A 14,469-nucleotide genomic window follows, 5' to 3' on the forward strand; every position below is an offset into this window, starting at 1 on the left:
GTCAGACCGGCTGACCCAATGTTTCGCGCGCGAAACATTGGGTCCGCTTCGATCCTAAATCGGGATCTCGATCACTTCGCGCTCTGTCACGATCAAGTCCAGCTTCTGGTCCGTGGTCTCCAAGGGCAAGTCGCGATCCTCTTGCGCGGCGTAGGCAAACCCGATGGCCAGCATCGGCCTTTCAGCGCGAAGCCGTTCAAGCGTGCGATCATAAAACCCGCCGCCATAACCGAGGCGCCCACCCGTACGGCTGAAGGCGACCAACGGTACGATAACAATCTCGGGCGTCATCAGACGTTCATGCGTTGGCACAGTGGCACCAAACGACCCTGCGACCATCTCGCCGTCCGGTTCCCAGCGGGAGAAAACCAAAGCCTGACCGGGCGCGCGGATCACCGGCACCCCGACCGGCCCGTATGCGGCTGCTTCGGCCATCGCGGGCAGGGGGTCGATCTCGGTGCGAATCGGCATGTAGCCTGCGAGCGGCACGCCGCGATACCCCGCCAGAACCGCGCTCAGATGCGCCGATGCGCCGGAAGGCCGGGCCAAATGTGCCGCTTTGCGACGCGCGAACGCGGCTTTGCGGGCGGCGGCCTTGCGGTCCTGCAACGTCACAAAAGAACGATCACGGCCAACCCGAGGAAGGCAAAGAATCCCACGACATCCGTCACCGTCGTCACGAACGCGCCCGAGGCCAGGGCGGGATCGATGTTCAGCTTTTCAAGAATGATCGGAATGGCCGTGCCTGCCAACCCCGCAACGACAAGGTTGATCACCATCGCCGTGGCGATCACGCCACCCAATGCCAGCGAGCCGAACCAGACATAGCCCACGGCCCCCATGATGACGGCAAACGCCAATCCATTGATAAGGCCCACCAAAACCTCGCGCCGGATCACCCGCCAGACGTTCGATCCGGTGAGATCCTTGGTCGCCAAGGCGCGCACCGCAACGGTCAAGGATTGCGTGCCGGCGTTGCCACCCATCGAGGCGACGATAGGCATCAGCACCGCCAGAGCCACGATCGTGGCGATTGCGTCCTCGAATTGCGAAATCACGAGACTGGCCAGAATGGCTGTCACAAGGTTGACGAACAGCCACGGAAACCGCCGCTTGGTCGTCTCTCTCACCCGGTCGGAAACCGAGCTTTCACTGTCGACCCCGGCCAGACGCAGGATGTCCTCCTCGTGTTCTTCGTCAAGAACCGCCATCGCGTCGTCAATGGTGATGACGCCCACCAGACGGTCATTTTCATCGACAACCGGCGCGGAAATCAGGTGGTATTGATTGAACGCATAGGCCACGTCGCCTTCGTATTGCAGCACCGGAATCGTGTGAAACGTCTCTTCCACGATGGATTTCAGCAACACTTCGCGCCGCGATCCCATCAGCTTGCCCAAGGTGACGTTGCCGACCGGGCGCAGGCGCGGGTCAACCAGGGTCAAGTGATAGAACTGATCCGGCAGATCGTCGGAATTTCGAAGGTAATCAATCGCTTCGCCGACGTTCCAATGCTCGGGGGCCATCACCACTTCGCGCTGCATCAGGCGACCGGCCGAGTATTCGGGGTAGGTCATCGACTGCTCGACCGCGACCCGGTCGCTGTCTTCCAGCGCACCCAGAATGGCGTCCTGTTGCGGCTGGTTCAGATCCTCGAGCAGATCGACGACATCGTCGCTCTCCAACTCGCGAACCGCGTCGGCCAGCACCTCTGGCGACAGCAGACCGATGACCTCTTCGCGGATGGATTCATCGAGTTCTGACAGGATGTCGCCGTCGAATTCCTTGTCGTACAGTTTGATCAGGCGAATCCGGTCGAACGAGTCGACCTGTTCCAGAAGGTCGGCAATGTCCGCCGGATGCATCGGCTCCATCAGATGCACGAGCAGCGCGCGATCCTCCAGGTCCAGCGCCTGCCGGATATGCGCCACCGCCTTGCGATCCAGCTGATAGGCCTCGTCGCTTTCCTGGGTCTCGATGGTCTGGTCTTCGCTCATCCGTCGCCTCGCTTTGTCGCCGTTCCTTTTACGCGTATCTGCGCCAAAGCAACAGGGCACATACATATTTCAGACACGCAGCGTCCGAGCCGTCGTCAAACGCATATGCCACAAAAAAGGCCGCGCGGGGCAATCCCTGCGCGGCCTGATCTTCACTGTCCGTGAAACGTGAAGGCTACTTGATCTTGCCTTCTTTGTATTCGACATGCTTGCGCACGACGGGGTCGTATTTCCGCACCGACATCTTCTCGGTCATCGTACGTGCGTTCTTCTTGGTCACATAGAAATGACCCGTTCCCGCAGTCGAGTTCAGGCGGATTTTGATTGTGGTCGGCTTCGCCATGGGTCGTCTCCTGCACCGGGCAAGGACTGCCCGTAAAATTCCAGTATGAAGGCTGCCTTCTACCCGTGCCGACAGGCGAGTCAACCCTTCAAGCGCCGCTTCTTTGACGAAACGACGAGAAAAAAGCGCGGAGGGCCTGTAAGCCGGATTCTGTCCCGGATGGGTTGCCCCATCCATGGATGACCATTCCTCTGGGACCACCGTCACCGATGGCCTCGTGCTGCCAACCCGGGGATCTGGGCTGAAGCGACCCTGCCGACGCGCGGCGCGATCCCCCTATTCGGCATTGCTCCCGGTGGGGCTTGCCGTGCGGGGGCTGTTGCCAGCCCCCCGGTGGGCTCTTACCCCACCGTTTCACCCTTACCACGGACGAATCCGGGGCGGTCTGTTCTCTGTGGCGCTTTCCGTCAGGTTGCCCTGCCCGGGCGTTACCCGGCACCGTTGCTTCAAGGAGTCCGGACTTTCCTCCCCAAAAGGGGCGGCCATCCAGCCTTCCGCGCAAAGGTCGAGTTAGGCCAAGGCGGGCGGGCGGTCAATGGGGATGGTCAGCACGACCATTTCCGGGGTTAGCGCGGTCTGGCGCGTCGGGATGCCTCCGGCGGAGGTATTTGGGGCCCAAAGAAACCGGGCCGGTGCGTGTGTCGCAGGCGTTTTCTATCGCAGGACATAGGGCTGTTTCAGCCACTTGCGAAGCGCGTCGGTTGTCTCGTCAGGTGCTTCCAAAGTCGGGAGGTGGCCTGCATTGTCCAGCACGACAAGTTCGGCATGAGGAATGAGTTCGGCCATGAAGCTGTGGCGTTTGACCGGGCAAAGGGCATCATGCGCGCCGCACAGGACCAGGGCCGGTTGGCGGATTTTGCGCAATGTGGATTGCTGGTCGCGACGGCGCTGCAAGGCACGCGATTGGTTGACATAGACGTCCGGTCCGAGAGTCAGCGCCATCTCCATCACGGTAAGCAGAACCTGAGGGCGGCGCGGGCCGGGCGCAAGGTAACCCGGTTTCATTTCGTCCCGCATCACCTCCATCAGCTTGCCGGATTTCACCTTGACGATCTGGGGTTCGCGACTGGCCGCCACCGGCGGTGTTTCGGCCAGGCAATTTGTGTCCATCAACGCGATGCGGGTGACACGCTCCGGCGCACGACGCAGGAGTTCCATCGCGACGATGCCGCCCATACTGAGGCCGGCCAGTGCGAATTTCGCGGGCAGCATCGGCAACAGACCGGAGGCGATTTCCTCGATCCTCTGACCGTGGGTGATCGGCGCGATCATTACTGGGTGTGTTGTCGAAAATGCCCTGATCTGCGGCTCGAACAGCCGCGCGTCGCACATCATTCCGGGCAGGAAAACCAGCGGTTCCAACATCGCTTAGCTCTGCCCTTCGGGCGCGTGGCACAGATAGGCGAACGTCTTGATCCGGTTGATCTTGATCGACATGCTGACACACCCGCGCTGGAGAAGTTTGGCGGCACAGTAGCAAATCGCCTGCCGGACGGAAGGGGGTGTCATAAATCCGCCAGCCGCGCCGCAAGCTGGTTTTGCCGCTCAATGACGCGCGGTAGATCAATCGTGGTGACAACCCCGTCTGCAACCACCTGCCGCCCTTCGACAAGCAGATGCTTGACCCGGCTTGGCCCGGCCAGCAACAGCGCCGCAGGATCCCAACTTCCGGCGCTTTCGATGCCCGAGATGTCCCAGATCGCAATATCGGCGCGCTTGCCCACAGCGATCTGGCCGCAATCGGGCCGGCCCAGAACTTCTGCGCCGCCCCGCGTTGCGATGTATAACGCTTCGCGCGCGCTCATCGCGTCAGCGCCGCGCGTCACACGCTGCAACAGCATCGCTTGGCGGGCTTCGGCCGCCAGGTTTCCGGTGTCGTTGCTGGCCGACCCGTCGACGCCCAGACCGACCGGAACACCGGCGTCCCGCATCGCACGCACCGGCGCGATGCCCGACCCGAGGCGGCAGTTCGAACAGGGGCAGTGCGCGACACCTGTTTTGCTGTTGGCAAACAGATCAATCTCCGGCCCGTCGAGTTTGACGCAATGCGCGTGCCAGACATCGGGCCCCGTCCAACCCAGATCTTCGGCGTATTGGCCAGGGCGGCAGCCGAATTTTTCAAGGCTGTAGGCGACGTCTTCGTCGTTTTCCGCCAAATGGGTGTGCAGCATCACACCCTTGTCACGCGCCAACAGCGCGGCGTTGCGCATCAGGTCGCGACTGACCGAGAATGGCGAGCAGGGGGCTACGCCGACCCGCACCATCGCGCCTTCCGACGCATCGTGATGGGCGTCGATGACGCGGATGCAATCTTCCAGAATGGCCGCCTCGGCCTCTACCAGGGAATCCGGCGGGAGTCCTCCATCGCTCTCCCCGATGCTCATCGCGCCGCGCGTCGGGTGGAACCGCACGCCGATCTCGTGCGCTGCCGCAATCGTGTCGTCCAGCCGCGCGCCGTTGGGGTAGAGGTAAAGGTGGTCTGATGACAGCGTACACCCCGAAAGCGCCAGTTCGGCCAACCCGACCTGGGCTGAGGTGAACATCTCTTCCGGGCCGAACCTGGCCCAGATCGGATAAAGTGTCTGAAGCCAGCCGAACAACAACGCGTCCTGTCCGCCGGGCACTGCGCGGGTCAGGGATTGGTAAAGGTGATGGTGCGTGTTCACGAGGCCCGGCGTGACCACGCAACCGGCAGCGTTGATCACGGTATCGGCGTTCTCTGCGCCGTTACTGACCGCTGCGATCACACCGTTTTCGATGAGGATGTCGGTATTGCGCAGTTCCTGCGCGTCGTCGTCCATTGTCAGGGTGATGTCGGCGTTCTTGATCAAGGTTTTCATGGTATTGCCTTCCGCATGTCAGACGTCCTTTTCGGTGCAGTGCAAGGCCGCAACGACAGAAAAGGAGCGGAAGGACTCGACGCGGCACTTGGAATTTAGCGAAATTCGCAACGCCTGTCAGCCCCTGAGAAGACCAAGCGCCTGCGCGTGAAGCGTTTGATTGGCTGCTGCCAGCATTGTGCCGCCCTCATGCGCCGGGCCTCCCTCCCAGTTTGTGACAGTGCCGCCTGCCGCTTGGATCACCGCAATGGGGCCGTGCACGTCATAGGGGTTCAGTCCCGCTTCGATCACCAGATCGATCTGGCCTGCCGCCAGAAGCGCGTAGGCATAGCAGTCGCAGCCGAACCGGGTGAGATTGACGGCGTTCATCACGCGTTCGAACGCTGCGCGCTCGTTTGGCGTGCCGATCTCGGGGAAAGTGGAAAATAGTGTGGCTGCGGCCAGATCGGTCGTTGATCGCGTTGACAGGTGTTCATCGCGTCCCGGTCCGAACCACCGGGCGCGGCCCAAACCGCCCATGAAACGCTCGGAGGTATAGGGCTGGTCGATCATCCCCAGAACAGGCCCGCTGTCGTCGGACAATGCGATCAACACGCCCCATGTGGGCGTGCCGCTGATGAAGGAGCGTGTGCCGTCGATCGGGTCGAGCACCCAGGTCAACCCGCTGGTGCCGGTGATGGCGCCAAATTCTTCGCCAAGTATGCCGTCGCCGGGGCGCAGTTTTGCCAGCACATCGCGCATCGCGGTTTCCGCAGCGCGATCCGCCTTCGTTACCGGATCGAACCCGGATATCTGTTTGTTGTCGGCGATCAGGTTGCGGGACCGGAAATACGGCAGGATTGCATCGCCCGCGACGTCAGCCAGTCGTTCGGCGACCGCCCAAAGTGCAGCTGCCTCGCTATCGTCGAACCGGGTCATGATGCACCTTCCCTTGGCAGCCCGTTCACCGGGCTACCTCAGGTTACGGGTGCACTCAAGCAACGTCAGACAGGACACGCGCCAGTTCGAACAGGCGGCGGCGCTGGTTCTCGGGGATCGAATAATACGACCGGATCAAATCCAGCGCTTCCTTGTCGCCCAGAAGGTCGGCCGGAACCGCCTCGGTGCGGGCCGCAGTGGTGGCTTCGGGTTGCGCGTCTTCGATGCCTTCGAAAAAGAATGCGACAGGCACTTCCAGCGCATCGGCGATATCCCAGAGCCGGGACGCGCTGACGCGGTTCGCGCCGGTTTCGTATTTCTGGATTTGCTGGAACTTGATGCCAACTTTTTCAGCCAGCTGTTGCTGGGTCATGCCGACCAGCCACCGGCGATGCCGGACACGCTTACCTACATGTACGTCAACAGGATGTGCCATAGTGCTCCCTTTCTCAGACGTAATACTCGTCCTTGTACCGGACAGGACCATAGAGACCGTGGCTTAACCGATCCCTAAAGCAAACAACCTATCCGAATGTTCATTGAGAAACGCTATAGCATGACAGGTATCAGGGCAACAATTTTGGCGCGTCTTAACACAAAATGGTTAACAAAATGCAATCACAGGACGAGTTACGAGACGTGAATGCCGGATATTTTGAACTCTTGCGATACTTAACTTTGCGGCATAAGCCATGACGATACAATGAAAATCATAGACAGGTGTTCTGCATGAAAGCCTATCGGGTTCAGACACATGACGCGCATCCCACACTCACTGACATTGCGATGCCTGATCCCGCAGATGGCGAGATTCGCGTAAAAATTCACGCCTGCGGGCTGAATTTTGCCGATCTGCTGATGCTGTCGGGCACGTATCAGGACACGCCTGCGCTGCCATTCACTCTCGGAATGGAGGTGGGGGGAATCGTTGATGCGGTCGGTGAGAGCGTCACGACAGTGACCGTCGGCGACCGGGTGGCGGTGTTCGGCGGGCAGGGCGGTCTGGCGGAATTCGGCTGTTACGATTCGCGCCGCGCGGTGCGCCTGCCGGCTGGAATGTCGATGACGGACGCTGCGGCCTTTCAGATTGCCTATGGCACCAGCCACCTGGCGTTGGACCACCGTGCGCGCCTGCAACCCGGTGAGGTGCTGCTGGTTCTTGGCGCGGCCGGCGGCGTGGGGCTCACGGCGGTCGAAATCGGCAAGTTGATGGGCGCGACGGTTGTCGCCTGCGCGCGCGGTGCGGACAAGTTGGCTGCTGCCAGAAACGCCGGCGCCGATTATCTGATCGACAGCGACACTCAGGATATCCGCACCGAGATGATCCGGCTTGGCGGGGCCGATGTGGTGTATGATCCTGTTGGTGGCGACCAGTTCGAGGCCGCGTTTCGGGCCTGCAACCCGGAGGCGCGGATTTTGCCCATCGGCTTTGCCAGCGGCACGGTTCCGGTGATCAAGTCGAATCATCTGCTGGTCAAGAACCTGTCGGTTCTGGGTGTCTATTGGGGCGGCTATCTGAAGTTCCGGCCAGAGATCGTGACCGAAAGCCTTGCAACGCTTTTGCGCTGGTTTGAAGCAGGCAAGCTGAAACCCCATGTCAGCCATGTGCTGCCATTCGATCAGGTGGCGGACGGTCTGGAGTTGTTGCGCAGCCGAAAATCGACCGGCAAGGTGGTGATCGAGATCGCCGGATGAAAAATGCACCATTTCTCTGATAATTGAAGTAAGGCGTGACAACTGAAGCTTGAAATGTGCCTCGGTTGACACGATATTCGATGAACACGTCCCCGGCTTTGCGGGTGACATTGGAATTTCTTTCGGAGGGATAAATGGCTGAATTTAACACAATCCGGACGTCCGGCGTTGCTGGCGCCCGTGCCGCCCAGATTGATGAGGGTCTGCGCGCGCATATGAATAAGGTGTACAGCACCATGTCGATTGGCATGTTGCTCACCTTTGCTGTCGCTTGGGCCGTCGGCACAAGCCCCCAACTGCTTGCGGTGTTCCGTGATCCTGCCACGTTGCAGCCGAACATCCTTGGCTGGATCGCCATGTTCGCACCTCTCATCATGGTGTTTGCATTCGGTGCAATGATCAACAAACTGTCGGCTGCGGGCGCGCGGACGTTCTTCTATGTGTTCTCGGCCGTCATGGGTTTGAGCCTTGCGTGGATTTTCGTGGCGTTCACCGGCTTTTCGATCGCCCAGATTTTCCTCGTGACGTCGATCGCCTTCGCCGGCCTGTCGCTCTATGGCTACACGACCAAGAAGGACATCTCCGGCTGGGGCGCTTTCCTGATCATGGGTGTGATCGGCCTGATCGTGGCGATGGTGATCAACATCTTCCTCGCATCCCCGGCAATCATGTTCGCGATCTCGATCATCGGCGTGCTGATCTTTGCGGGTCTGACCGCCTATGACACGCAGAACATCAAGAACACGTACCTTCAGCACGCCGCTCATGGCGACAAGGAATGGCTTGAGAAGTCGGGCATCATGGGCGCGCTCAGCCTGTACCTGAACTTCATCAACATGTTCATGTTCCTGCTGCAACTCTTTGGCAATCGCGAATAATTCGCGCTGCAAGGTAAAGCAAAAGGCCGGTCTCGCGACCGGCCTTTTTTGTGTCTGTCAGAAATAAAGCCGCTTACACGCCGATGTCCGGGCCAAGGCACATCATCGGTTCATCGTTCTGCTGCGCCTCGTACAGGGTTGTGGCGTCAGGGTTGTTTTCAAAGATCGCCCGCAAGCCGTCGCTCTCCTTGAAAAATGACCAGCATTGCGGGTTCGGATTGTCTTCGTAGACAAAGCAGATCATGCCGCTGTCTTCGTACCAGATGCCATCCTTGCACTTGCCATCCAGAAACGACCATCGCACGCGTTGGTTATCAAGGTATTCCTCAACGCCATACGCCTCGCCGTTCTGGCCGAAATACAGGGTCTTGCCGGTGACATACGCGTCAAAGTCCTGGCCGTTCAACGGTTCTGCCGCCAAGGCGGGCAGAGCTGTACAGCCAGCGATCAGAGCGGGGATAAGAAACGATCTCATGCTCAAATCGTACCCAATTGAGCGCGCAGGTACAAATGACATCGACATGAGATCTCGGATAATTTTTGCGTAGCGCTCATAGGGGCCGACGCTTGGGCGCAGGCATTGTGTTGACCGTCGTTTTCAGGCTCGTCTTGGCGATGTCGTCGTGCCACCCTGCAGCGAGTCAGGGAAGAGGACGGCGGAATGGGACGCGATGAGCGCAAAGGTGTTTGGAAATCCGGGCGCGGCAAAGGCCGCGTTACCCCGAAGGGACGCCAGTTCACCGATGAGGCTTTGGCCGACGTGCAGGCGCTTCTGGACGGACGGCCGCGCCGCCGCGATCTGCTGATCGAGTTCCTGCACCTTATTCAGGATAAATACGGTCACTTGTCCGCGGCCCATCTTCGCGCGCTGGCGGAAGTGATGCGGCTTTCCATGGCCGAGGTGTACGAGGTCGCGTCATTTTACGCGCATTTCGACATCGTCAAGGAAGGCGAGGTGCCACCGCCCGCATTGACGATCCGGGTGTGCGACAGCCTGTCCTGTGAACTTGCCGGGGCACAGGAGTTGAAATCGGCCCTTGAGGAGGGGCTCGACCCGGCGCGTGTCCGGGTGTTGCGCGCACCCTGCATGGGCCGCTGCGACACTGCGCCGGTGTTGGAACTGGGTCACAATCACATCGACCACGCGACGCCCGCTAAGGTGCAGGCGGCGATTGCTGCCGATGCAACACATGTCGTCTTGCCAGAATATCAGCCGTTGGCCGAATACCGTGCCGCCGGAGGGTATAACGTGCTCGCCGATTTGCGCAAATCCGGAGATTGGGAGGCGGTGCAGGACAAACTGCTTGAGAGCGGCTTGCGCGGACTTGGCGGCGCGGGATTCCCTTCGGGCAAGAAATGGGGCTTCGTGCGCGCCAATCCCGGAACGCGATACCTTGCCGTCAACGGCGATGAGGGGGAGCCGGGTACGTTCAAGGATCGCTACTATCTTGAGCGCGAGCCCCACACATTTCTCGAAGGCATGTTGATCGCCGCTTGGGCGGTCGAGGCCGACACGTGCTTCATCTACATGCGCGACGAATACCCCGCCGTTCTGGAAATCCTGCGCCGTGAGATAGCGGCGCTGGAAGAGGCTGTCATCATCGAACCGGGCTTTGTCGACCTGAGGCGCGGGGCAGGCGCGTATATCTGCGGCGAAGAGAGCGCGATGATCGAATCCATCGAGGGCAAGCGCGGCCTGCCGCGGCATCGCCCGCCCTATGTTGCGCAGGTTGGCATCTTTGATCGCCCGACGCTCGTGCATAACGTCGAAACGCTGCATTGGGTCGCGCGCGTGTGCCGCGAAGGCCCCGAATGCCTGAACGCGCACGAGAAGAACGAGCGCATCGGACTGCGCAGCTATTCGATTTCCGGCCGGGTCGCCAATCCGGGCGTTTACCTGCTGCATGCAGGGTCCACCATCACCGACGCGATTGAAGCCGCCGGTGGCATGGCAGAGGGCCACCGGTTCAAAGCCTACCAGCCGGGTGGCCCGTCATCCGGCCTTCTGCCCGCCAGCATGGACGACATCCCGCTCGACTTCGATACGCTGCAACCCCACGGGTCGTTCATCGGCTCGGCGGCGGTCGTGGTGCTGTCCGATCAAGACAGCGCCCGCGACGCCGCGCTCAATATGCTGCGCTTTTTCGAGGATGAAAGCTGTGGCCAATGCACCCCCTGCCGGGTGGGTTGCGAAAAGGCGGTCAAGCTGATGCAGGCCGACCACTGGAATCAACCTCTGCTCGAGGAACTCTGCACCGCGATGGCGGATGCGTCGATTTGCGGATTGGGGCAGGCGGCGCCGAACCCGATCCGCTTGACGATCAAACACTTTCCGGAAGAACTTTAACCGTTGCGGCGCGGCATGAGCCTTTCATCTTGGCGCGCGAGCCACTAACTCAAGGACATCGGTTTCTTAACGCAAAGGCCGCACAATGTCCTTTTTTGGCAAACTGAAAACCAAACTGTTCAAATCCTCGTCCAAACTGGATGAAGGTCTGGACGCAATTGTTTCGGAGGGGGGCGAAGACACTCCGACATCCGGGGTTCCGCCGACACCGACGCCGAAACCCGATGTCACTCCGCCTCCAGAGACGCCGCCGCCGTCCGAGCCGGACCCGGTTCCCCAACCCCCCGATGCGCCGGTCCAGCCGCCTGCACCCGAAGAAGTGCCGGAACCGGATTTGCCACCGCAGCCGATCCAGCCGCCCAAGCCCGATCTACCACCCCGGCCAAACCCGACCCCAGCCACGCCGCCGCGCGAAGCGCCGCAGCCGTCCGATCCGGTGCCCCAACCACCCTCCGAAGCGCCGCCGGGACCGCCTGTCGAGGTGCCGCCACTATCGACACCTCCGGGCGGTGCGATGGCCTTGACCGATGTGCCGCCCGCGCGGGAAACAATGAAACCGGGGCTTTTGGACCGGCTTCTGAAACGCGAAACGGCCCCCACCGAACTGCGTCGCGAGCTTGATGACGACATGCTCGAACAGCTTGAGGAATTGCTGATCCAGGCCGACATGGGCGTTGACACGGCGCTGCGCGTCACCGCCAACATTGCCGAAGGTCGTTTCGGCAAGAAACTTTCGGCGCGCGAGATCAAGGAACTGCTTGCCGGCGAGGTCGCCCGCATCATGGAGCCGGTCGCGCGTCCGATGCCGCTTTATCCCACCAAGCCACAGGTGGTGCTGGTCGTCGGGGTCAACGGTTCGGGAAAGACCACGACGATCGGCAAGCTTGCCAGCCAATTCCGCGCCGCCGGCAAGTCGGTCATCATCGCCGCCGGCGACACGTTCCGCGCCGCCGCTGTTGAACAATTGCAGGTCTGGGGCGACCGCGCCGGTGTGCCGGTGCTGACTGCTCCCGAAGGATCGGATCCCGCCAGTCTTGCCTTTGATGCCATGACGCAGGCGCAGGCCGAGGGCGCGGATTTGTTGATGATCGACACTGCGGGCCGCTTGCAAAACCGTGCCGACCTGATGGAAGAACTTGCCAAGATCGTGCGCGTGATCCGCAAGAAAGACCCCGACGCGCCACATAACACATTGCTTGTTCTGGACGCCACGACCGGCCAGAACGCGCTGTCCCAAGTCAAGACATTCCAGGAACTCGCCAACGTCTCCGGTCTCGTGATGACGAAACTTGACGGCACCGCCAAAGGCGGCGTTCTGGTCGCGCTTGCCGACAAGTTCGGCCTGCCGATCCACGCCATCGGCATTGGCGAGCAGATCGACGATCTACAGGCATTCGATCCCGAGGAATTTGCGGCAGCCCTGACCGGCACAGCGGCGTGATGCCCTCAACAGGCGACACCCGCCAGCCATGAGCGCCTGGCTTCTTTCCCTTGAAGGCACTCCGCAGGGTCATCAGCTTGCCATGATGCTCGCCCTGTCGGCGGCTGTCTTGCACGCGGTTTTCGGCGCGTTGCAAAAGGGCCGTCACGACCCGTGGCTGTCGCGCGGTGCGATTGATATCAGTTACGGGTTGATGGCCGCTCCCTTCGCATTGTTCGTCGTGCCGTGGCCAGAGCCGCATATGTGGGTGATCTTCGCGGGCGCCTTCGTGATTCATCTGGCCTACAAGCTGCTGCAAGCGCAAGCCTACACCAAAGGTGCCTACACGGTCGTCTATCCGGTGGTGCGCGGCACCGGTCCGCTGTTCGCGGTGATCGGTGCCTACGTGATCTTCAACGAAACATTTACCTGGATTCAGTGGGCTGGACTGGGTGTGCTTTTGATGGGCATCTTCGGCCTTGCGCTTTACAACATGGTGTATCTGACCGCTGCGCGAGAGACCCTGACGTCGGCGCTTGGACTGGCGGTCGCGACCGGGCTGTTCGTGGCGCTTTATACCACCTATGACGCCTACGGTATCCGCGCCACTGCTGATCCGTTCACCTTTCTGGCGTGGTTTTTCATGATCGACGGCTTTGCCATGCCGATTCTGGCTGTCCTGCGCTATCGCTCCATGACCTACAAACCCGCGCTTCCGCCGCTCGCACTGCGCGGCTTTATCGGTGGGCTGATCGCTTTTCTCAGCTTCGGCTCGGTGATGATGGCAACACGGCTCGATCAGGTCGGCGAAGCAGCGGTGCTGCGCGAGACATCCACCGTCTTTGCCGCGATCATCGGCTGGGTGTTCCTGAAGGAAACCGTCGGTCCGCGCAGGATTGCACTCATGGCCCTGATCGCGCTAGGGGCGGTCATCGTGGAAATCGGAGGCTAGGTCTTGGCACAACGAAACATCCCGCAATGGGTCAAATCCGCGCTCGAACTGGGGCCGGTGATCGCGTTCTTCGTGGCCTACCTCTGGGTCAAGGACGAGGTCTTCGTTCTGAACGGCACGGAATATGACGGATTTATCCTTGTCACCGCCGCCTTTATCCCGGTGATCCTTGCGTCCATGGGGCTGCTTTGGTGGCTGACCGGCCATATCAGCCGGATGCAGATCGTCACCGCTGTTCTGGTGGTGGTGTTCGGCGGGCTGACCGTCTGGCTCAATGACGATCGTTTCATCAAGATGAAGCCGACGATGGTGTACCTTCTTCTGGGCGGCGTTCTCGGGATCGGTCTGCTGCGCGGACAGAGCTATCTGCGCGTCGTCATGGGCGAACTGCTCCCGATGGAGCAGGAGGGGTGGATGATCCTGACCAAACGGATGGCGGCGTTCTTCTTTCTTCTCGCGGTGCTGAACGAAGTTGTCTGGCGCACGCAGAGCACTGAAATCTGGGTCTATTTCGAGACCTTTGTCCTGACTGGGGCGCTGTTTTTCTTTTTCATCGCGCAGGCCGGGCTGATCCAGAAATACAGCACCGCCGAGGAAGACTAGCCGCGCCTGTCGAGCTTTGTGCTCAGATGAATGAGGCTCTCGGAGCTTTGCACGCCACGCGCCTCGGCGATGGTATCCAGCGTCCGGTCAAGCTCGTCCGTGCTTTGCGCGCTCAGCTCGACAATCAGATCGACCCGCCCTGAAACGGTGTGCACGCTGCGCACATTGGGCAAGGTCTTGAGCCGTGCCAGAACCTCGGCACCGGTGCGCGGTGCGATCGACACCAGCGCAGTGGCGCGGATGGGCGGCGCGTATGCGCCCCCTTCACGAATGGTGAAACCGGCAATCACGCCGCGCGACACCAGCCTGTCTATGCGCGCCTGAACCGTGGTGCGTGCGACATCGAACCGACGCGCCAGATCGGCGACCGGCGCACGCGCGTTTTCTGCAAGCGCGGCCAGCAATTTACGGTCTGTTTCGTCTAATTGTTCAGTCATTTCGTCATTTCTACGATGAAACATTTGCATTATGACAAT

The 14,469-nt window shown here is 60.8% G+C and carries 16 protein-coding genes and 1 other RNA gene; 6 read left to right on the forward strand and 11 right to left on the reverse strand.

Annotation, left to right across the window (positions count from 1 at the left end; all coding sequences use genetic code 11):
* Positions 1-54: 54 nt before the first annotated feature.
* The 9 genes from ACGKZZ_RS10540 to ACGKZZ_RS10580 all read right to left on the reverse strand — a co-directional run bounded on the left by ACGKZZ_RS10540 (position 55) and on the right by ACGKZZ_RS10580 (position 6,534).
* Entirely contained in the window at positions 55-615 is a 561-nt protein-coding gene (locus ACGKZZ_RS10540) for a 5-formyltetrahydrofolate cyclo-ligase (RefSeq protein WP_411223528.1), read from the reverse strand.
* Positions 612-1,997 (reverse strand): magnesium transporter, encoded by a 1,386-nt coding sequence (gene mgtE / locus ACGKZZ_RS10545; RefSeq protein WP_411223529.1) that lies wholly within the window; start codon positions 1,995-1,997, stop codon positions 612-614. Before mgtE ends, ACGKZZ_RS10540 begins: the two co-directional genes overlap by 4 nt.
* 175 nt (positions 1,998-2,172) lie before the next feature.
* A complete protein-coding gene (gene rpmG, locus ACGKZZ_RS10550) occupies positions 2,173-2,340 on the reverse strand; it encodes a 50S ribosomal protein L33 (RefSeq protein WP_068241894.1) in 168 nt (55 codons plus the stop codon).
* 123 nt (positions 2,341-2,463) lie between these two features.
* An RNA gene (gene rnpB / locus ACGKZZ_RS10555) (RNase P RNA component class A) lies at positions 2,464-2,838 on the reverse strand.
* A gap of 156 nt (positions 2,839-2,994) precedes the next feature.
* On the reverse strand, positions 2,995-3,705 hold the full coding sequence (locus tag ACGKZZ_RS10560) for an alpha/beta fold hydrolase (RefSeq protein WP_411223530.1): 711 nt from the start codon (positions 3,703-3,705) through the stop codon (positions 2,995-2,997).
* 3 nt (positions 3,706-3,708) lie between these two features.
* Complete coding sequence (locus ACGKZZ_RS10565) at positions 3,709-3,849, reverse strand: hypothetical protein (protein ID WP_411223531.1); 141 nt, start codon at positions 3,847-3,849, stop codon at positions 3,709-3,711.
* Positions 3,846-5,180 (reverse strand): 8-oxoguanine deaminase, encoded by a 1,335-nt coding sequence (locus ACGKZZ_RS10570; RefSeq protein WP_411223532.1) that lies wholly within the window; start codon positions 5,178-5,180, stop codon positions 3,846-3,848. Before ACGKZZ_RS10570 ends, ACGKZZ_RS10565 begins: the two co-directional genes overlap by 4 nt.
* A gap of 117 nt (positions 5,181-5,297) precedes the next feature.
* A complete protein-coding gene (hisN, locus tag ACGKZZ_RS10575; protein ID WP_411223533.1) occupies positions 5,298-6,098 on the reverse strand; it encodes a histidinol-phosphatase in 801 nt (266 codons plus the stop codon).
* 55 nt (positions 6,099-6,153) lie between these two features.
* Positions 6,154-6,534, reverse strand: a complete 381-nt coding sequence (locus ACGKZZ_RS10580; protein ID WP_411223534.1) for a helix-turn-helix domain-containing protein — start codon at positions 6,532-6,534, stop codon at positions 6,154-6,156.
* A 293-nt stretch (positions 6,535-6,827) separates the two neighbouring features.
* On the opposite strand from ACGKZZ_RS10580, the gene ACGKZZ_RS10585 reads away from it, so the two are divergent.
* Together ACGKZZ_RS10585 and ACGKZZ_RS10590 are read left to right on the forward strand one after the other, a co-directional pair.
* Positions 6,828-7,793: an NADPH:quinone oxidoreductase family protein gene (locus tag ACGKZZ_RS10585; RefSeq protein ID WP_411223535.1), complete on the forward strand. Its 966-nt coding sequence runs from the start codon at positions 6,828-6,830 to the stop codon at positions 7,791-7,793.
* A 134-nt stretch (positions 7,794-7,927) separates the two neighbouring features.
* Complete coding sequence (locus ACGKZZ_RS10590; RefSeq protein WP_411223536.1) at positions 7,928-8,671, forward strand: Bax inhibitor-1 family protein; 744 nt, start codon at positions 7,928-7,930, stop codon at positions 8,669-8,671.
* 73 nt (positions 8,672-8,744) lie between these two features.
* Here the strand turns inward: ACGKZZ_RS10590 and ACGKZZ_RS10595 are convergent, their stop codons facing one another.
* The gene (locus ACGKZZ_RS10595; RefSeq protein WP_411223537.1) at positions 8,745-9,146 is read right to left on the reverse strand and encodes a hypothetical protein; all 402 of its coding nucleotides are present in this window, start codon (positions 9,144-9,146) and stop codon (positions 8,745-8,747) included.
* 186 nt (positions 9,147-9,332) lie between these two features.
* Here ACGKZZ_RS10595 and ACGKZZ_RS10600 point away from each other — a divergent pair, with 186 nt between their 5' ends.
* The 4 genes from ACGKZZ_RS10600 to ACGKZZ_RS10615 all read left to right on the forward strand — a co-directional run bounded on the left by ACGKZZ_RS10600 (position 9,333) and on the right by ACGKZZ_RS10615 (position 13,993).
* A complete protein-coding gene (locus tag ACGKZZ_RS10600; RefSeq protein WP_411223538.1) occupies positions 9,333-11,018 on the forward strand; it encodes an NAD(P)H-dependent oxidoreductase subunit E in 1,686 nt (561 codons plus the stop codon).
* 85 nt (positions 11,019-11,103) lie between these two features.
* Complete coding sequence (gene ftsY / locus ACGKZZ_RS10605; RefSeq protein WP_411223539.1) at positions 11,104-12,459, forward strand: signal recognition particle-docking protein FtsY; 1,356 nt, start codon at positions 11,104-11,106, stop codon at positions 12,457-12,459.
* A gap of 28 nt (positions 12,460-12,487) precedes the next feature.
* The gene (locus ACGKZZ_RS10610) at positions 12,488-13,390 is read left to right on the forward strand and encodes an EamA family transporter (protein WP_411223540.1); all 903 of its coding nucleotides are present in this window, start codon (positions 12,488-12,490) and stop codon (positions 13,388-13,390) included.
* 3 nt (positions 13,391-13,393) lie between these two features.
* Positions 13,394-13,993 carry an inner membrane-spanning protein YciB gene (locus ACGKZZ_RS10615; RefSeq protein ID WP_411223541.1) on the forward strand — a complete coding sequence of 200 codons (600 nt, stop codon included), beginning with the start codon at positions 13,394-13,396 and terminating at the stop codon, positions 13,991-13,993.
* On the opposite strand, the gene ACGKZZ_RS10620 is transcribed toward ACGKZZ_RS10615, so the two are convergent.
* Positions 13,990-14,430 (reverse strand): Lrp/AsnC family transcriptional regulator, encoded by a 441-nt coding sequence (locus ACGKZZ_RS10620; RefSeq protein WP_411223542.1) that lies wholly within the window; start codon positions 14,428-14,430, stop codon positions 13,990-13,992. The two genes, ACGKZZ_RS10615 and ACGKZZ_RS10620, sit on opposite strands and share 4 nt — an antisense overlap.
* Positions 14,431-14,469: the final 39 nt, after the last annotated feature.

The organism is Marivita sp. S2033, assembly GCF_046592965.1.
GTDB lineage: Bacteria > Pseudomonadota > Alphaproteobacteria > Rhodobacterales > Rhodobacteraceae > Marivita.